Source organism: Streptococcus thoraltensis DSM 12221 (genome assembly GCF_000380145.1).
Classification (GTDB): Bacteria; Bacillota; Bacilli; order Lactobacillales; family Streptococcaceae; genus Streptococcus; species Streptococcus thoraltensis.
This window is the reverse complement of the sequence record NZ_KB904586.1, coordinates 25,763-45,216: the sequence shown is the minus strand read 5'-3', so window position 1 is coordinate 45,216 and position 19,454 is coordinate 25,763. Positions and strand designations below refer to the sequence as shown.

General features: G+C 37.9%; 16 protein-coding genes. 9 read left to right on the top strand and 7 right to left on the bottom strand.

What is annotated here, in order from left to right; all coding sequences use genetic code 11:
- Nucleotides 1-143: 143 nt before the first annotated feature.
- From A3IA_RS0100200 to A3IA_RS0100175, 6 genes are all read right to left on the bottom strand, one after another.
- On the bottom strand, nt 144-1,304 hold the full coding sequence (locus tag A3IA_RS0100200; protein ID WP_018379349.1) for an ABC transporter permease subunit: 1,161 nt from the start codon (nt 1,302-1,304) through the stop codon (nt 144-146).
- A gap of 3 nt (nt 1,305-1,307) precedes the next feature.
- Nucleotides 1,308-2,171, bottom strand: a complete 864-nt coding sequence (locus A3IA_RS0100195; protein WP_018379348.1) for an ABC transporter ATP-binding protein — start codon at nt 2,169-2,171, stop codon at nt 1,308-1,310.
- A gap of 1,061 nt (nt 2,172-3,232) precedes the next feature.
- Entirely contained in the window at nt 3,233-4,951 is a 1,719-nt protein-coding gene (locus A3IA_RS0100190; protein WP_018379347.1) for a phospho-sugar mutase, read from the bottom strand.
- 105 nt (nt 4,952-5,056) lie between these two features.
- A complete protein-coding gene (locus A3IA_RS0100185) occupies nt 5,057-5,626 on the bottom strand; it encodes an ECF transporter S component (protein ID WP_018379346.1) in 570 nt (189 codons plus the stop codon).
- On the bottom strand, nt 5,616-6,164 hold the full coding sequence (gene coaC, locus A3IA_RS0100180; RefSeq protein WP_018379345.1) for a phosphopantothenoylcysteine decarboxylase: 549 nt from the start codon (nt 6,162-6,164) through the stop codon (nt 5,616-5,618). The genes A3IA_RS0100185 and coaC overlap by 11 nt, the downstream gene beginning before the upstream one ends.
- The gene (locus A3IA_RS0100175; RefSeq protein WP_026217471.1) at nt 6,157-6,843 is read right to left on the bottom strand and encodes a phosphopantothenate--cysteine ligase; all 687 of its coding nucleotides are present in this window, start codon (nt 6,841-6,843) and stop codon (nt 6,157-6,159) included. The genes coaC and A3IA_RS0100175 overlap by 8 nt, the downstream gene beginning before the upstream one ends.
- A gap of 132 nt (nt 6,844-6,975) precedes the next feature.
- Between A3IA_RS0100175 and A3IA_RS0100170 the strand changes: the two genes are divergently transcribed.
- From A3IA_RS0100170 to dapA, 9 genes are all read left to right on the top strand, one after another.
- On the top strand, nt 6,976-7,806 hold the full coding sequence (locus A3IA_RS0100170) for a lipoate--protein ligase family protein (RefSeq protein WP_018379343.1): 831 nt from the start codon (nt 6,976-6,978) through the stop codon (nt 7,804-7,806).
- Between the two features lie 66 nt (nt 7,807-7,872).
- Nucleotides 7,873-8,211, top strand: coding sequence for a glycine cleavage system H family protein (locus A3IA_RS0100165; RefSeq protein WP_018379342.1), 339 nt, complete (start codon nt 7,873-7,875; stop codon nt 8,209-8,211).
- A 133-nt stretch (nt 8,212-8,344) separates the two neighbouring features.
- A complete protein-coding gene (locus A3IA_RS0100160) occupies nt 8,345-10,015 on the top strand; it encodes a formate--tetrahydrofolate ligase (protein WP_018379341.1) in 1,671 nt (556 codons plus the stop codon).
- Nucleotides 10,016-10,104: 89 nt separating this feature from the next.
- The gene (locus A3IA_RS0100155) at nt 10,105-10,665 is read left to right on the top strand and encodes a GNAT family N-acetyltransferase (RefSeq protein ID WP_018379340.1); all 561 of its coding nucleotides are present in this window, start codon (nt 10,105-10,107) and stop codon (nt 10,663-10,665) included.
- Nucleotides 10,655-11,146 (top strand): GNAT family N-acetyltransferase, encoded by a 492-nt coding sequence (locus A3IA_RS0100150; RefSeq protein ID WP_026217469.1) that lies wholly within the window; start codon nt 10,655-10,657, stop codon nt 11,144-11,146. The genes A3IA_RS0100155 and A3IA_RS0100150 overlap by 11 nt, the downstream gene beginning before the upstream one ends.
- A 389-nt stretch (nt 11,147-11,535) precedes the next feature.
- Entirely contained in the window at nt 11,536-13,104 is a 1,569-nt protein-coding gene (cls, locus tag A3IA_RS0100145) for a cardiolipin synthase (RefSeq protein WP_051072798.1), read from the top strand.
- A gap of 409 nt (nt 13,105-13,513) precedes the next feature.
- Nucleotides 13,514-15,103: a cardiolipin synthase gene (gene cls / locus A3IA_RS0100140; protein ID WP_018379337.1), complete on the top strand. Its 1,590-nt coding sequence runs from the start codon at nt 13,514-13,516 to the stop codon at nt 15,101-15,103.
- 274 nt (nt 15,104-15,377) lie between these two features.
- Nucleotides 15,378-16,454 (top strand): aspartate-semialdehyde dehydrogenase, encoded by a 1,077-nt coding sequence (locus A3IA_RS0100135; protein WP_018379336.1) that lies wholly within the window; start codon nt 15,378-15,380, stop codon nt 16,452-16,454.
- A gap of 142 nt (nt 16,455-16,596) precedes the next feature.
- Nucleotides 16,597-17,526: a 4-hydroxy-tetrahydrodipicolinate synthase gene (gene dapA, locus A3IA_RS0100130; protein WP_018379335.1), complete on the top strand. Its 930-nt coding sequence runs from the start codon at nt 16,597-16,599 to the stop codon at nt 17,524-17,526.
- A gap of 817 nt (nt 17,527-18,343) precedes the next feature.
- Here dapA and A3IA_RS0100125 read toward each other — a convergent pair.
- Nucleotides 18,344-19,333 (bottom strand): L-lactate dehydrogenase, encoded by a 990-nt coding sequence (locus tag A3IA_RS0100125; RefSeq protein ID WP_018379334.1) that lies wholly within the window; start codon nt 19,331-19,333, stop codon nt 18,344-18,346.
- Nucleotides 19,334-19,454: the final 121 nt, after the last annotated feature.

Below are 19,454 nucleotides of genomic sequence, written 5' to 3'. Positions count from 1 at the left end.
AATTCGGGCTTCTGAATTGCTGGTTTTATGATTGTTGTTCTTGTTGCAAAACACCTTTAAACCATTTCATCATAAAATTCCTTTTTTATATCATTGCATAAATCAAAAATGTGTTAGTAATAGAACTTTAAAAATAGAATGAGTCATGACAAATAGGAGCGTTTTTGATAAAAATATACAAAATAAACACTGAAAGCACAAGACAATATTGATAAAAGGACTAGGGTACCTAAATTTGACCAAAAATGATTAAATAGATAAGATTCATTGAAACTCATATGCTCAAAAATGTTCTTCAATGTAAAATTATTTGCTGGGAAATATTGTATGATCTTACTGAAGAGAGTGCCTTTTGGTAACAATTTATCTAATCCTTTTGGTAAAATAGTCACTGCTACTGAAGCAATCATTGTTACATTTGCTGAGGATGTAAGGGTAGAAAGAACTAAAGTCATACTTGTGATGACTAAAATATTTAAAAGTTGAATAAATAAAATAAGTAGGAGTACTTGAAGATTTGTGATCAGTATTGGAAAATTGAAAAATTTTAAATAAAAATTGGCTTGAATATTACCCTCCCAACCTGAAAATCCATATAAATACCAAAAAACCAATAAAACACTTGAAAAAACGGAGATGAAAATCATAAAAGAGAGTGAATAGGAAACTGCAATTTTATTGATTGTTAACTTACTGCGTCCATATTTTGTGGTAAGTATTAGCCCATCGATACGTTGATTCTTTTCTTCAGAAAAAATACCTGCAATCACAATTATGCTTACTAAAGCAATAGGAATAAAAATTGAGGTTATCGTTTTAAATAAGTCAGACCAGGAATAATATGTTGTCAGTTTAAACTTTTTAACTTGTTTGGTATCGTGATATAGCCTAGAAAGAGGTCGTATAGGGACATTCTCTATTGATATATTAGGATTTTTTGCAACTAAACTTGGTAAGTTGCTTTGATTACTGAGCATAGTGTCAGCTATATAATATGAAAATACATCCATAGGATAACTAGTAAGTTTTTCTGGACTCTTTTTATTTTCTGTATAAAATAGAAGGTAATCATTTAAGACTTGTTTGATTTTATCATCATCTAAATGACCTTCGAACTTTTTAGCTATTTTCTGATTGTATTGAATAGCCTCTCTTTTTGAAAATTTAGTCCCTGTGGCCATTTGAGAATTACCAAAATCTAGCCAAAGTATTCCAAGTACAACAACTAACAAGATAGGAATAATAAACTTAAAAATAGGAGTATTGCAAATTTTTTTAATCTCAAAGCGATATAAGTTTTTCATTAGTTACCTCTTCTGACTAGGAAAATAATTAAGATAGATATCCTCAATATGGGGGGATACCAATATTGCTCCATTAACTGGTTGGATAGGGGAAATAATTCTTAAATGAACAGTATCTGAATCAATTTTCTGATTCGAAATGATGAGATCTTGTGGCAATTTTTCAACAACGTCTGTTGCGACACTAACTTCCCAGACTTTTCCTTCAAGTTGTTTTAGATAGTAGGCAATGTTTTCATTCTCTAAAATTTTCCCCTCCTTTAAGATGATAATGTTATTAGCTATTGACTCAACATCACTTATAATATGAGTTGATAGTATTACTGTTTTTTGATTTCCTAATGAACTAATCAAATGTCTAAATTTAATTCGCTCATTAGGATCTAAACCGACAGTAGGTTCATCTAGAACCAGTAGATGTGGGTCATTTAGCAAACTTTGTGCTATTCCCAATCTCTGTTTCATTCCTCCAGAAAAGGTCTTTATTTTGTTATTTGCCTCAACTGTTAATCCAACCAATTCTAACAACTCCCAGCATTTTTCCTCTAAATTATATTTAATTCCCTTTAGAAGTCCCATATAAATGAGAAATTCCAAAGCTGTGAAACTAGGATAATAGTTAAAATTTTGAGGTAAATATCCAATCTGATCTAATAACAAGCCTCTATTAGAAAGTATGTTTTTATCATTAAAATAGAGATTACCTGATGAAGGTTTGACAACGCCACAGATGATATTCAGTAATGTCGTTTTTCCTGCTCCATTTGGTCCTAATAGTCCATATACTCCATTTTTAAGTTTCAGACTTACATGGTCAATCACCTTTTTATCAGAATAATTTTTTACGATATTTTCTAGTTTTAACATTTGATTACCTCTAAAAAACAAAAACTGCTAGTGTAAATGATTAAACTAGCAGTTTTTACTCAAAAGCTACACGAACTAGCTAAAAAATACTAGTTACTTATTTATCTTACACGGGTTTTACCGTAATGACCATACCTTGACTCATGTTCGTAGGCTCTTTGACTCGCAGTAGAAGTAAAAAGATGCCATGCACTACGATAACCACATTATAAACATTCCCAACTTGCTTCACCATTTACAGAAATTTGTTCTTCAACAGTTAATTTTTTCATATTACAGCCTCCTTTATTACTATTTAAAATATTGGAGGCGCTTTAATTTTATATTATTATTTTATCTTATATAAGAAAAAAGGTCAATATTGGATTTAGAATGGATTAATCTTTTATCATTCGAAAGTAATAGTGTCTTGGTTGGTTTGAGATAAAAAGGCTTAAAACCAATTTCTGATTATCTGTAAATTCCACAAAATCCACATCATCTTCATTACATCTTTTGTAGAACTAGGGGAGAGCCTTTGACTGACTTTTAGATAACTATTTTTTTACAATTCTAATTTCTACTGCCATTGTGAACATGTTTTAGTTTAGAAACCTTATTCCAGATGGGTCACGAATGGTAGAATTCATTTCCTGATTCAAATGTTTATATGAGGTTGAATTGTGTGGAGGTAGGATCAAGTCGTCTGAAAGACTGTTTGAAGTCGGGAATGAGAGGAACGAGGAACATTCGCCTTATACTAAAACAACGTCTTTTGAATTACCTTTGATACCTCGTCACTTTCAGTATTATCTGTGCCTTAGTTTCTTGTCTGAATGTTAATTTATTTCTATAATCCAGCAGACTAAGCCATCTGTTCCTGATAGTGATAACGTAAAGTTAAATCAGTAGTCTTCTTAAGATGTTCCATATGAGTCTTTCTAGTGTGAGTTTGAACAGTTGCCACTAGAAGTCATATGGAACTTTTTTACGCCCAAAAAGCCCTATAATCCCTGCGGTGGCATTACCCACTACAGAAATGATAGGGCTAGAAATTCGAATTTCTTCGCTTTATTGTGACCTTATTTTACAAAGTCATTAATTTCTTTTTCGATGTTAGCAACTTTTTCGTTTGCTTCATCTAAGGTCTCACCAACAGTTGCGATATAGAATTTGATTTTTGGTTCTGTTCCTGAAGGGCGGACTGCAAACCATGAATCATCTGTCAAAGTGTATTTAAGAACATCTGAAGGAGGAGTTGTTAGTTTAGTTGTTGTGCCATCAAGTGCAACAGCTTTTTGTTCTGAGAAGTCTTCAAAGAGTGCAATATCGGTTTTATTGAACTGTTTCGGAGCATTGACACGGAATTTAGACATAATGGCTTTAATCTGTTCAGCACCATCCTTACCAGACAAAGTGACAGAAATGGTTTTTTCTGCAAAGTAGCCGTATTCCTTGAAAATCTCGTCGATACCGTCAGCGAGGGTCAAACCACGAGAGCGATAGTAGGCAGCGATTTCAGCGACCATAAGAACAGCTTGAATAGCGTCCTTATCACGTACGAATGGTTTAATAAGGTAACCAAAGCTTTCTTCAAAACCAAACATGTAGGTGTGGTTACCGGTTTCTTCAAATTCTTGGATTTTTTCAGCAATGAATTTGAAGCCTGTCAAGACGTTAAACATGGTTGCGCCGTAGCTTTCGGCAATTTTAGTGACCAATTCTGTTGACACGATTGATTTAGCAAGAGCAGCATTTGCAGGGAGTGTACCAGCTGTTTTGTGAGCTTCAAGCACATACTTGGCTATAAGCGCACCAATTTGATTTCCAGAAAGATTCCAATAAGAACCGTCGGATTGACGCACTTCAACACCAACGCGGTCAGCATCTGGGTCCGTCGCAAGGAGAACGTCGGCATCAATTTCGCGACCTAATTCTTCAGCGAGTGCAAAGGCTGCTTGGCTTTCTGGATTTGGAGAAGTAACCGTTGAGAAATCAGGATCTACAGTCGCTTGTTTTTCGACGATTTGAACGGATTCAAAGCCAGCTTCAGCTAGGGAACGGCGAGCTAACATTTCTCCAGTTCCATGAAGTGGTGTGTAGACAATTTTCATGTCCTTACCATATTGTTCAATCAAGTCATGGTTGATATTAATTGTTTTTAACGCATCAAGGTAGAGACGGTCTGTTTCTTCTCCAAGAACAGTGATAAGCCCAGAAGCCTTACTTTCTTCCAAATCTGCCAATTCAACAGAGAAGGGATTATCAATTCCGCGGATATAGTCCGTGAGTGCAGATGCGTCTGCAGGTGGCATTTGCCCACCATCTTCGCCATAAACTTTATAGCCGTTAAATTCTTTAGGGTTGTGGCTAGCAGTTACCATGATACCAGCGATGGCATTGTAGTGGCGCACAGCAAAAGATAGCTCTGGTGTTGGACGGAGACTTTCAAAAACGTATGACTTGATACCATGAGCCGCCAAAACCTGTGCAGACTCAAAGGCAAATTCTGGTGAAAAATGACGGGTATCATAAGCGATAGCCACACCACGTTTTTTAGCCTCCTCACCTTTTGATTCGACCAATTTGGCTAAGCCTTCAGTTGCTTGACGGACAACAAAGATATTAATACGATTAGTACCGGCACCGATATAGCCGCGCATACCTGCTGTACCGAATTCCAAATTTGTATAGAAAGCATCTTCTTTAGTCGCTTCATCCATCCCTTCCAGTTCTTGGCGAAGGTAATCAGGAAGCTGGTCAGAAGCTAGCCATTTGTTATAAGTTTCTTGATAGGTCATAAGCAACTCCTTTTAAAGTTCTTTAAATCGTTTGAAATTTGTTCTAAACGCTTTCAATTATACCATGTTTACAGAAAAAAAACCATGAGATTTACATGGTTTTGCTTATTTTTTAAATCGCTCCAGTCTGGGTACCATAACAGAAACAAGAACTGCAGAAATAATCATCTCAGCGATAGCATTTGACGAAACGATAGCTGCGAGTAATGCCTGAATATTACCGCCATAAATCGTTGAGAAAAAGACAAAAATTCCTGAAAGGACAAATACGGTATTGGTTAAGGAACCAATCAATCCAGAGAGGGCTAAACCGACTCGATTATTGAGCCACTTATGTATGAAAAAAGGAGTAATACCGATTAAAACACGGGGAACGATGGCTATAAGAGCAGAAGTGAAATTCCCATTTTCGACAAATGGTGAAAAGAGGTAGCTAGTAGGTAGTATGATGATACTATTTGTAATAAGACTCATCAACCCCATCAAGAAACCTAAACTAGCTCCGACTCTGGGACCATACAAGATTGCTGCGATAATAACTGGGATTTGAACAAGTGTTGGCTTTATAGGGATAGGCCAAAGACTAAAAATCATATTGCTCAGAAGTTGAATGACGAGCATGACAGCGAAGAAAATAGCGATGATTGCTGTTCGGCGGGCTTTGTTAGTTTTCACAGAGTGTCTCCTCAATGGTTTTTAAAATAATATTAAGATCAGCAAGGGCACCACGTCCAACATCACCACAGGCAAGAACTGCTGATTTGGGTTCTATCTCACGATAGCCATAAGATTTTAACCGTTCGATATTGGCTTGTGTTGCAGGGTGGTCATACATCTTGGTATTCATGGCGGGTGCAAAAAGTTTTGGAATGCCAGAAGGTAACGCAAGAGCGGTTGAGGTTACCATGTTATTTGCCATTCCATTTGCTAGTTGGGCAATAGTATTAGCAGAAGCTGGAGCAAGAATGAACAAATCAGCTTCCTTACCAAGGTCAATATGATTAATGCGATCTGCTATTTTTTCCTCCATAACATCTAAATGCACAGGATTTTTAGAAAGAACTTGTAGGGTTAAGGGAGTGATAAATGTTGTAGCAGCTTCTGTCATGAGAACATGGACCTTGTATCCCAATTTTCCCAACTGACTAGTAATATCAGCCGCTTTATAAGCCGATATAGAACCTGAAACCGCCAGTAAAATCGTTTTAGTCATCTTTGATCACCTCTTTATATATTAGCTTAGCAATTTCTGTTTTAGTCGTAGCTTCTTGAACAGTATCATAGCCAACTAGCCAAGCTTGGTGATGACTGGCAGTGATTTGACTCAAATCATTAGCCAAGATAAAGTCTGCTCTGTTGTTTCTAAGGCTATCACGTGCTACCGATACTAACTCTTCCTTGGACACATCCACTAATAGTTTAAAACCAATCAACTTGATATTTGGGTTCCATCGTTTAACCTGTGAAATCAGTTTTGGTGTTTTCTTTAAAAATAAGACCTGATAATCGGATTTTGAAGAAATCTTAGTTTCAGAATTACTTTTTTCTAAAAGTTGATCTATGTCAGATGTCTGTTTCAACTCATCTAAGTCAGTCATATAAACTGGAGTATAATCAGATACAGCCATAGCATGGATTAGAACATTGTGCTGAGGTACCAATGCTTCTAAAGCCTCCTGTAAGTTAGCGACAGAAGAGATTATGTTAAGCGCTAAATGAGGATGGCTTTCTGGTTTTAAAGCCTGTTTTGTTGTAATCAATGTCACTTCGTGACCTTGATTTAGAAACGTTTCAGCAATAACTTTCCCCAATCTCCCAGTTGAATGATTGGTGATGCCACGAACAGAATCAATAGCTTCAGTTGTTCCGCCTGATGTAATCAAAATTTTCATAAGCATATTGTACTAAAAAAGCCTTAATTGGTAAACTTTTTGATTGGTTTACAAAAAAAGATAAGTTGTTGAGTTCTTCAAGATCTTGATGTATCATAGATAAGGTTAAGAATCTATAAAAGGAGCTAAGTCTTGTCCAAGTCTTTAGAAATACTCAGTCCCTTGAAGCTAAATGTTTTTGGTCTTTATGAAGATCCAAGTAAACAAACCGTCCAACCGTTTGCTTGGGCGGATACTTTCTTGCGTTATATTAGTCAGCAGCCAGAAAGTATGATCCTACATTTTTGGCCAATGGAAAATATTGTAATTTTGGGAATGCTTGATCGACAAGTGCCCTATTTTGAAGATGGCTTACAAACTATTAAGAAACTTGGTTACCAGCCGATTGTGCGAAACATTGGTGGACTAGGTGTTATTTCCGATGATGGCGTTTTGAATTTTTCATTGATTCTACCAAATGCTAATCAATTATCTATAAATGATGCTTACCTTCTCATGGTGGATTTGATTCGAGACATGTTTAATGATTTTGAAGCACTTATTGAGCATTTTGAAGTGCCGCATTCCTATTGTCCGGGAACTTTTGATTTGAGTATCAAGGGGAAAAAATTTGCAGGAATTGCTCAGCGACGAATCAAAGATTCCGTCGTTATTTCGATTTACCTCAGTGTCTACGGAGATCAGGATTTTCGTGGTCGTTTGGTCAAATCCTTCTATGAAAGTGGGATTCAGAAAGAACCGACTACAGCTAAATACCCTGATATTGACCCAGAGTGCATGGCTAATCTCTCAGACTTACTTGGTACTTCATTTAGTATAGATGATATTCAAAATAGAGCCATTCAAAGCCTTGAAAAATTGGGGATGATCAAACACCAACTGCATTTAAATCAAGACTTAATGACAACTTATGAAAAATTTTTAAACCAACATTTGAAGCGTAATGTGAGCACTTTAAGCTGATTTTTAAGATAAATCTTGCTATAATGGTATGGTTTAAAAGAATGAAAAAAGACACAAGGAGAACCCATGGCAAAAGTAGCAAATTCATTACTAATTACAAAAGAAGAAGACCTTTATAGAATTAGCATGACTCCAGAATTACAAGATGTTCTTGGCAATATCGCCTACATTGACTTCACAGAAGAAGATACTATAGATGTTGATGATAGTCTTTTGAATCTTGAAAGTTCAAAAGCCGTTATGGAATTGACAAGTCCTCTAGCAGGTACTATCGTTTCTCGCAATGAAGCAGCGGGCGCGGATCCTGATTTACTAAATCAAGCAGATGCCTCTAAAAACTGGATTGTTGTTTTATCAAATGTTGATGAAGCTGCCTATAATGCGTTAGAAGACCCTAAAAATTAAGAAAACAGAGATTTTTATCTGTTTCCTTTTTTTATTTGGGTCAAAAACGAACTTTTATCATTAAAAAAGAAAACATCATGCGTTTTTTGTTCTGGTATGATATAATATTCTTACTATCTAGAAGAGGTGTCTCATGAAATCTGATATTGAAATTGCTCAAAGCATTGAACTAAAACCGATTACGGAAATTGTTGAAAAAGTTGGTATTGGCTTTGATGATATTGAACTTTATGGAAAATACAAGGCTAAATTATCTTTTGATAAGATTAAAGAAGTCCAATCAAATGAACCAGGGAAACTGATTTTAGTAACGGCTATTAACCCTACACCTGCAGGGGAAGGGAAGTCGACCATGTCTATCGGTCTTGCAGATGCTCTCAATAAGATTGGTAAACAAACTATGATTGCCCTTCGTGAGCCATCACTTGGTCCGGTTATGGGGATTAAAGGTGGTGCAGCTGGTGGCGGTTATGCGCAAGTTCTTCCGATGGAAGACATCAATCTTCATTTTACAGGCGATATGCACGCTATTACAACAGCTAATAATGCTTTGTCTGCTCTTTTGGATAATCACCTCCAACAGGGTAACGACCTTCAGATTGATCAACGTCGTGTCATCTGGAAGCGTGTGGTTGACCTTAATGATCGTGCCCTTCGCCAAGTTATTGTTGGCTTGGGTAGCCCAGTCAATGGGATTCCTCGTGAAGATGGTTTTGACATCACTGTTGCCTCAGAAATCATGGCTATTCTCTGCTTAGCCACTGATCTCAAGGACCTCAAAAAACGGCTTTCTAATATTGTGGTCGCCTATGATGTCAAGCGTAAGCCTGTTTACGTGCGTGACCTCAAAGTGGAAGGCGCATTGACCCTCATTTTAAAAGATGCTATAAAACCAAACTTGGTACAAACCATTTATGGCACACCAGCCTTAGTTCATGGTGGACCGTTTGCGAATATCGCTCATGGTTGCAACTCAGTTTTAGCCACGACAACGGCTTTACGTTTGGCAGACTACACTGTGACAGAAGCTGGTTTTGGTGCAGACTTGGGAGCTGAAAAATTCCTTGATATTAAGACACCAAACCTTCCTAAATCACCAGATGCCGTTGTTATCGTAGCGACTCTTCGTGCTCTAAAGATGCATGGTGGAGTTGCCAAAACAGAATTGGCAGAAGAAAATGTTGAGGCTGTCCGTGCAGGATTTGAAAACCTAAAGCGTCACGTTGAAAACATTCGTCAATACGGGATTCCTGCGGTCGTTGCTATCAACGAATTTGTAGCAGATACCCCAGCAGAAATCGCTGTATTGAAAGAGATCTGCCAAGAACTCGATGTGCCAGTTGAATTAGCTAGTGTTTGGGCTGATGGTGCCGACGGTGGTATTGAACTTGCTAAAACCCTCGTTGAGACAATCGACAAAGGAGAAGCCAATTACCAACGTCTTTACAATGACGAAGATAGCTTAGAAGAAAAAGCCCGCAAAATTGTGACCAAAGTTTACGGAGGAACTTCAGTGCAATTTGGTCCGAAAGCCAAAATGCAACTCAAACAGTTTGCTGAATTTGGTTGGGATAAATTACCAATCTGTATGGCTAAAACTCAATACTCTTTCTCAGATAATCCCGCTTTGCTTGGAGCACCAGAGGGCTTCGATGTTACCATTCGTGAATTCGTTCCCAAAACAGGTGCAGGCTTTATCGTTGCTTTGACAGGTGACGTCATGACCATGCCTGGTTTGCCAAAACAACCAGCTGCGCTTAACATGGATGTTCTAGAAGATGGTACGGCAATCGGCTTATTCTAATCAAAAAGAAAGCCAGCCTTTCTTTTTGGGCTACAATAATAGAAAAACTTTTTGAGAAATTTTGCTAAAAAGTTATCAAGGAGGCATTTATGTCTATAGAAACCATTGAAACCAAACGCCTGGTTTTGAGACCTTTTATGCTTGAAGATGTGCCAGCCATGTTTGAGCACTGGGCGGGTCGTCAAGATAATATCACACATGTTACTTGGCAAGCACATGAAAATCAGGAAATTACTAGAGACGTTATCACTTCTTGGATAAAAGAAGAGCGTTCTGGCTATTACCATTGGGCCATTGTTGAAAAAGCAAATCAAACACTGATAGGCAATATCTCTATCGTTGCTTACAAAAGAGATACCAAAACTGCTGAGATTGGTTATATTTTGGGCAAAGACTTTTGGAATGAGGGCTTTATGACAGAAGCCTTGGAAGCAGTAATTGCCAACCTGTTTGAAAAAACGGACATCAATCGTATTCAAGCTGTTTTTGATACGGAAAATCCAGCTTCTGGAAAAGTTATGACTAAGGCAGGCATGTCATATGAAGGAACACTTCGTCAAGCATCGATTAATAACCGCGGTCTCGTTGATATTGCCGTCTTTGCCATTTTAAAATCAGATTATCTAAAGGAGAAGACCTATAATCATTAGACGGGCTAAGCACTCTGATGCTAAAAAACTCTTAGCCATTTATGCCCCCTATGTGGAAAAAACTGCCATTACCTTCGAACACACCGTTCCAAGTGTAGCTGAATTTAAACAACGCATCAATCAGACCCTAACTAAATTTCCTTACCTTGTTTATCAAGAAGAAGGTGAAATTTTAGGTTATGCCTATGCCAGCACCTATAAGGACCGCACAGCCTATGATTGGTCTTGTGAGGTGTCTATCTATGTTGCAGAAAATGCACGTGGTAAGCAGGTTGGAACTAAGTTATATGATGCTTTAGAAAAAGAACTGGAGATGATAGGAATGAAAAACTTCTTAGCTTGTATCACCTATCCTAATGAAGCGAGTATCGGTTTCCATCAAGATCGTGGTTATGAAAAGGTAGGGCATTTTACTAAAATTGGCTATAAATTTGAACGGTGGCACGATATTATTTGGTTGCAAAAACGTTTGGAAGACTAACACGAAGAGACTTACCAGTAAATCTCAGAAATTATCCAGCTATATCAAAAAGTGGAGCCTATGCGATTTGTCCCTTCAGTATTTGCGAAGCGTTCAGCAAAGGGGAAGGGGCGTAAAAACTCGGGTAACGTTTGATAGTCATTCTACGACGAATTTGTTGCCAATATAGGTATCAGAGATGGCGAGGGCGCTTATATTATCGGTAGTTGCAGAGACATTTAAAAAATTATTGATAAGGTGGTAGAAGAGAGATAAATTCTTTACTAATGTTTAGATTTCTGACATATTGCATTTCAGAAAAAGTGAAAAAGTAATCAATTTAAAATCTCTTTTTACCTATTTTCTGCTATAATATTTTATAGTTAATTCTAGATTGAGAGGAAAGAGACATTTACGAAAAAGAAAAAATCATAATCCTATTAGATCGTGGTAAACGAGGTTTTTTGAGAGGAATCTTTAGTCGGACAACAGTTATTGCTATTTTGTTGATTTTACAGATTCTTTTTTTTGTTGCCTCATATCGGTGGTTCCAAACTTATAAGGTTCAATTTGAAATTTTTGAAATCACCTTATCCATTGTGACAGTTTTGTATCTTATTAATAGTGATATGGATTCAACGGCTGTTATTACTTGGTTATTAATTTTAGTGCCTTTCCCAGTGATAGGTAGTTTGTTCTTGCTTTATACTAAGCAGGATTTTGGTTTCAAGGCCATGCGAGCGGGTATTCAGCGGACCATTGATGCGACTCAGCCCTACCTCATTCAAGATGGGGAAGCCGTTTTGGAGTTGAAAAATCGTCATTCTAGCAATTATAATCTAATTTCATATCTAGAAAATTCGAGTGGCCATTTCCCAGTTTATCGCCAAACTGACGTGACTTATTTTGCTTCTGGAGAAGAAAAATTCAAGGCTCTCAAAGAAGAACTCCGCAAAGCTAAAAAGTATATTTTCCTTGAGTACTTTATTATCGGTGAAGGTCTCATGTGGGGTGAAATATTAGCAATTCTTGAGCAGAAAGCTGCTGAAGGGGTTGAAGTACGTGTCATGTACGATGGGATGATTGAATTTTCAACCCTAAGTTTTGATTACACCAAACGTTTGGAAAAAATCGGTATCAAAGCCAAATCATTCGCCCCATTATCACCATTTATTTCAACGTATTATAACTATCGTGACCACCGTAAAATTTTAGTGATTGATGGTAAGGTAGCTTTCACAGGGGGGATTAATCTGTCCGATGAGTATATCAATCAAGTCGAACGATTCGGACATTGGAAAGACACAGCAATTATGTTAAAGGGTCGTGCCGTTGATACCTTTACTATCTTGTTCTTACAGATGTGGAATATCAATCAAGAAGAAGTAGAAATTGAACCGTATCTTGCCCTTCACGAACACCGTCCTAATAATGGCTTTATCGTGCCTTACGGCGATTCACCTTTAGATGGTGATAAAATCGGTGAGAACGTCTACATTGATATCTTAAACCAAGCAAGAGATTACGTCCACATCATGACCCCTTATTTGATTCTGGATGGTGAATTAGCTCATGCTTTGAAATTTGCAGCCCAACGTGGTGTCGATGTGAAAATTATTATGCCAGGTATTGCAGATAAGAAGATTGCCAATGCTCTTGCTAAAACTTACTATGCATCTTTGATTAAAGCAGGTGTCAAAATTTACGAATACACTCCTGGCTTTATCCATGCTAAAGTGTTTGTCAGTGACCGCTATAAGGCAGTCGTTGGAACAATTAATTTAGACTATCGCAGTCTCTACCATCACTTTGAATGCGCAACCTATATGTATCAGGTTTCATGTATTCCTCAAATAGAGAATGATTTTCAGGCTACACTGCTCCAAAGTCATCTTGTTAGCTTGGAGGAAGTTCAGAATCGTCCATTCATTACAAAAGCTGTCGGTACGCTAGCTAAAACAATAGCGCCACTGATGTAGCCTAAGAGAATCTGAATTTTTTTATAGTCAATAAAATTAACTTTCAGAACAAGGAGTTGAGACACGGGCAGCACTTGATACTCTTCGAAAATCAAAAGCAGACCTTGTTGACGTGATTTGACGAAGACAGTTCTATCTGCTATCTGTGTCGCCTAGTCTCATTTTGCCTTCCGTTGAGTATGAATGCGGCAAGTCTAAAGTGACGAACTATCAAAGTTAATCCCAAAGACTATATTGTTGCTATTTCGAGATAAGCAAAAATAACCTAGATTATTTTACTGTTATCCAATCATTTTCAAACATTCATTAATAGAATAAGGAGCGTACAGAACTTTATGTGGTTAATAAAGTTCTGTATTGCTCTCTTTTTGATATAATAAAAGATATTTTATCTTTCAAAGGAGGGGCAATGGCTAAACGTCGTTCAGGTAATAGTAGGATACCTATTACTCGACTCTTACCAAAAAATCACTCAAGCATCGGCCGAGCCATATTCAGTCGCGGTGCTGTTATTCTTTTGGCTATTTTATTGGAACTTATTTTCATAGGTCTTGGCTTTTTATGGTTCAATCGCGTGTCTTTAAGAGTTGTTTATCTAGAACATCTTATCGGGGCTCTGGTGGTCGTTTATCTGTTTAACAGCAAGATGGACGCCGTTTCTAAGAATACCTGGCTCATGTTAATGATGCTTTTTCCTATCTTTGGGTCTCTATTCTTTCTTTACACTAAAACTGACTTTGGTGTTAGAGATTTAAAACGCAAGGTTATCCAATACACAGACGAGGCAGGTAAACATCTCAAACAGGATGCTAAATTGCTAGCAACTATTAAAGATAATCACCCACATACCTATCAATTGGTGACCTATCTCAATAAAAGCCCTGGACATTTTCCAACCTACGAGGGTAGCCGCATGACTTACTATGCTTTGGGGGATGATTTTTTCCCAGCCTTTAAAGAAGCCTTACTAAATGCCGAATCTTATATTTTCTTAGAATACTTCATTATTGATGAAGGAGTTATGTGGGGAGAAATTCTAACCATTTTAGAACAAAAAGTTAGTGAAGGAGTCGAGGTTCGAGTCCTCTATGATGGCATGGTTGAATTGAGTACACTTAGCTATGACTATACAGATAGGATGAAAGCTCTAGGTGTTGATGCGCGTGCCTTCGCTCCGATACGGCCTTTTTTATCCACCTACTATAACTATCGCGACCATCGTAAAATCACTGTTATTGATGGGCAAGTAGCCTTCACAGGAGGTGTTAACTTAGCTGATGAATACATCAATCAGATTGACCGCTTCGGTCGTTGGAAGGATAATGCCATAAAAATCGAAGGGCAGGCTGTTCAAACCTTTAAAGCACTCTTTTTAACCATGTGGTCAACGACGAGTAATGAAGATGATTTTGGAGACTTCATGCTAGATTATCCCTCAAGCGTTGAGGCTTCTGGCTATGTTGCACCATATGGAAATTCTCCGATGAATTACCATCATATTGCTGAAAATGTCTATATTGATATTCTAAATAATGCTAAAGACTACGTGCATATCATGACCCCTTATCTTGTGATTGATAGTGAGATGATGCACGCCCTCACCTTTGCCGCTGAAAGGGGAGTAGAAGTGTCAATCATCATGCCAGGTATTCCTGATAAACCTTATGCCTTTATTTTGGGTGAAACCTATTTTAAAGAACTGCTTGATGCAGGCGTTTCTATTTATCGTTATTCCCTTGGTTTTGTTCATTCTAAGGTCTTTGTCAGCGATGATATTAAAGCCACCGTAGGGACGATTAATCTAGACTATCGAAGCTTGTACCATCATTTTGAGTGTGGTGTCTACATGTATCGTTCTGAAGCAGTTAAGGATGTGGAAAAAGATTTCCAAGAAACTTTAACAAAATGCCAGCGCGTGACCTATCTCAGTTTAAAATCAAGACCACCTTTGCGAAAACTCAGTGGTTACTTACTCAAAACAATCGCGCCTCTCTTGTAATCTGGAACCTTATATGGTATGATTAGAGTATGCGATGAGTCGATTGTGGTTTTAGCCACTATTGCGCTGGGAGGTCATTAGGCAGGAAGCCGACCTTGGTAAGTTGTGTGAACCTTCTTACCTCACTATTAAGTGCCCTAATCCTCTGTCTATAGACAGAGGATTTTTTCCTTTTTCAGACATTGCAATTTAGGTGAAAAATAGTATAATGAAAACTAAGAAATTTTTAGAAAATTAGGACTATAGTTTTCTAAAGAAGAAAAGGGGTTTACATATGGGATATACCGTTGCAGTTGTCGGTGCCACAGGCGCTGTTGGCACACAAATGATTAAAATGCTAGAAGAATCAATTTTACCAATCGATAAGGTTCGCTACCTCTCATCTAGTCGCTCAGCAGGTAAGGTACTGCAATTTAAGGGGCACGACGTGACCGTTGAACTGACTACCGAAGATTCTTTTGATGGTGTGGATATTGCACTCTTCTCGGCTGGAGGCTCAACATCTGCTAAGTTTGCCCCATACGCTGTAAAAGCAGGAGCTGTAGTGGTTGATAACACTTCTTATTTTAGACAAAATCCAGATGTTCCCTTGGTCGTTCCTGAAGTCAATGCTCACGCCATGAAGAATCACAACGGTATTATTGCTTGCCCTAACTGTTCAACTATTCAAATGATGGTTGCTCTTGAACCTATCCGGCAAAAATGGGGGTTAAATCGCATCATTGTGTCAACCTACCAAGCTGTTTCAGGAGCAGGACAATCTGCTATCAATGAGACTGAGAATCAATTACGTCAAGTTTTAAACGATGGTATTAACCCTAAAAATGTAACTGCTACCATCCTTCCTTCTGGTAGCGATAAAAAACGTTACCCCATCGCTTTTAACGCTCTTCCACAAATCGACGTCTTCACAGATAACGATTACACTTACGAAGAGATGAAAATGACAAATGAAACCAAAAAAATCATGGAAGATGATAACATTGCTGTCTCGGCAACATGTGTTCGTATTCCAGTTCTTTCGGCGCATTCTGAGTCAGTCTATATCGAAACAAAAGAAGTAGCAGCCATTGATCAAGTAAAAGAAGCTATTTCTGCCTTTCCTGGTGCTGTTTTAGAAGATGATGTTGCCAATCAAATCTACCCTCAAGCTGTCAATGCTGTCGGAACTCGTGATACCTTTGTTGGTCGAATTCGCAAAGATTTGGACCAAGAAAATGGTATCCATATGTGGGTTGTCTCTGATAATCTTCTCAAAGGGGCTGCTTGGAATTCTGTCCAAATTGCTGAAACACTTCACGAAAAAGGGCTCGTGCGTGCCACTAATAATCTTAAATTTGAATTGAAATAAGCATCAGTTCTAATTCTAAGAACTCTAATTATGGTAACCTTGCTCTTCAGCAATAAGTCTTGTCTAAAACATTCAAAACTACCCTTAGCCAACTATTTAGATAGTGACTATTTAAGATTTCTAGGTAAAAGAGAGGGAAAACATGTCAATTGAACAACTGCGAAATGCCAAAATAATCACCGCAATGGTGACACCATTCAAGGCTGATGGCTCTATCAACTACGATGCTCTGCCAAAATTAATTGAACATTTGCTTGAACATCACACAGATGGTCTTCTATTAGCCGGGACAACAGCTGAAAGTCCAACTCTAACGCATGAAGAGGAGTTAGAATTGTTCTCTGCTGTTCAAAAAATCGTAAATGGGCGTGTCCCTTTGATTGCTGGTATTGGAACCAACGATACCCGTGATTCTGTTGAATTTGCTAAAGAAGTGGCAGAATTTGGTGGTTTCGCTGCAGGTTTAGCTATCGTTCCATACTACAACAAGCCGACTCAAGAGGGACTCTATCAGCATTTTGCTGCGATTGCTGATGCTAGTGATTTACCAATTATCATTTACAATATCCCAGGTCGTGTTGTCGTAACGCTTGAACCTGAAACCATGTTACACCTTGCCCAACACCCTAATATCATCGGTGTTAAAGAGTGTACAAGTCTTGAAAACATTGCCTATCTTGTTGAGCAATCACCAGAAGATTTCTTGATTTATACTGGGGAAGATGGGGAAGCTTTCCATGCTTTAGCTTTAGGAGCAGATGGGGTTATTTCTGTTGCCTCTCATACCAACGGCGATGAGATGTATGAAATGCTAGAGGCACTTGAGCAAGGCGATATCAAAAAAGCAGCTCAAATACAACGTCACTTTATTCCAAAAGTCAATGCTTTGTTCTCGGTTTCCAGTCCAGCGCCAGTAAAAGCAGTCCTAAATCACCAAGGTTTTAAAGTAGGACCACTGCGTTTACCACTAGTTTCTTGTACGAATGAGCAAGCTAACGAGATTATAAAAGTCGTTTTAAGTCAAGAACCATCACAACCCATTAAAGGTGTTCTAAGACCAACTGAATACTAAAATAATAGAATTGGAATAAAAGAATGCTGGCTATTTAACAATAGTAGTGGGTGACTTATATTTAGGATTTGTAGAGCATTACCTAAACAGTTCCCTATCAAGTAGACAGTAAAAATAATATAGTCAAATGAATTACCTTTCAGACAGGGAGCTGAGATGCAGAACAATACCTGATACTCTTCGAAAATCAAAAGCAGACGTCGTTGACTTGATGTGATGAACTTTAGTTCTATCTGCTATCTGTGTCGTCTAGTCTGCTTTTGGTTTTCATTGAGGATGAGTAGGACAAGTCGAAAGTGACCAGGTATCAAAGTTAATTCAAAAGACTATAAAACCTTAGCTACGACCTTATTCCTTATTTCCTTAGTTCAAGTGGTAGAAGACCCTTATGCTTCATTTAATTCTTGTAAAAATAGATCTATCATCGCTCAATTTCTCCAAGGATACAAGACACTGTTTTGAAGTGACGAAAAAGCTTTTAATAGAAAAAGCAATGTTTTTATGTTCCGTTTAATACTTCCATATTATCAAGTGCAAACTGACGTGCTTATTAATAAGGAGTTGCTTTACTTTGCAATAAGTTAAGGTGGAAATGTAACGGTTGTTACTTCAGTTTATTTCTTATCTGACTTTGGTTAGGCATATCTTGGTATTTACCATTTTCACCTTTTGTCAATAAATAACGTAAAAACTCTATAATCTTTACCACGGATTTACCCACGATAGAAAGTATAGCGTCAAAAAAAGACAAACATCAAAATTAATGTCTGCCTTCAATCTGAATGAACTTCCATTGCGGAAGTTTATTTTTTAAGTTTTAGTTTTTTGATGCTTCTTGGAATTCAGGGTTTTTCCATGCTTCATCAATGATAGCTTTAAGCTCGTCTGCAGAAGCTTTCATTTTTTGTTGCTCTGCATCGTTCAACGGAATGTTGATTGGACGTACAATACCATGTGCACCAATAACAGCTGGTTGACCAATAAAGACATCTTCAACACCTGGGTATTGACCTTCTTGGAAGACTGAAAGTGGAAGTACTGCATTTTCATCATCAAGAATAGCTTTTGTAATACGAGCAAGTGCTACAGCAATACCGTAGAATGTTGCGCCTTTTTTGTTGATGATTGAGTAAGCAGCATCACGAACGCCTTCAAAGAGTTCAACCAATTCAGCTTCGTCAACGTTACGAACGTCTTTAAGGAAGTTTTCAAGGTTCACACCGGCAACGTTAGCGTGTGACCAAACCGCAAATTCAGAGTCTCCATGCTCACCCATGATATAAGCGTGAACTGAACGAGCATCAAGGTCAAGTTTTTCAGCAAGTGCTTGACGGAAACGAGCTGAGTCAAGTGAAGTACCTGATCCGATAACGCGTTCTTTAGGGAAACCTGAGAATTTCCATGTTGAGTATGTTAGGACGTCAACAGGGTTAGCAGCTACAAGGAAAATACCGTTAAATCCTGACTCAACAACTTGAGTAACGATTGATTTGTTAATAGCAAGGTTTTTACCAACAAGATCAAGGCGAGTTTCACCTGGTTTTTGTGGTGCACCTGCAGTGATAACTACGAGATCAGCATCAGCACAGTCTGAGTATTGCGCTGCGTAGATTTTTTTAGGTGATGTGAAGGCAAGAGCGTGGCTAAGGTCTTCGGCATCTCCAACAGCTTTATCGAATAATTGTGGGATTTCGATGATACCAAGCTCTTGAGCGATTCCTTGGTTAACGAGTGAGAAAGCGTAAGATGAACCTACGGCACCATCGCCGACAAGGATAACTTTTTTATGTTGTTTAGTTGCAGTCATTATCTAAACATCTCCTTAATTTTTTTGGGGCGTCTCCCCATACGACTTTATTTTATCACTTTAGAAGGGTAATGTCACGTATTTCAAAAGAATTCTAAGAAAATTAATGAAAAATTATTTA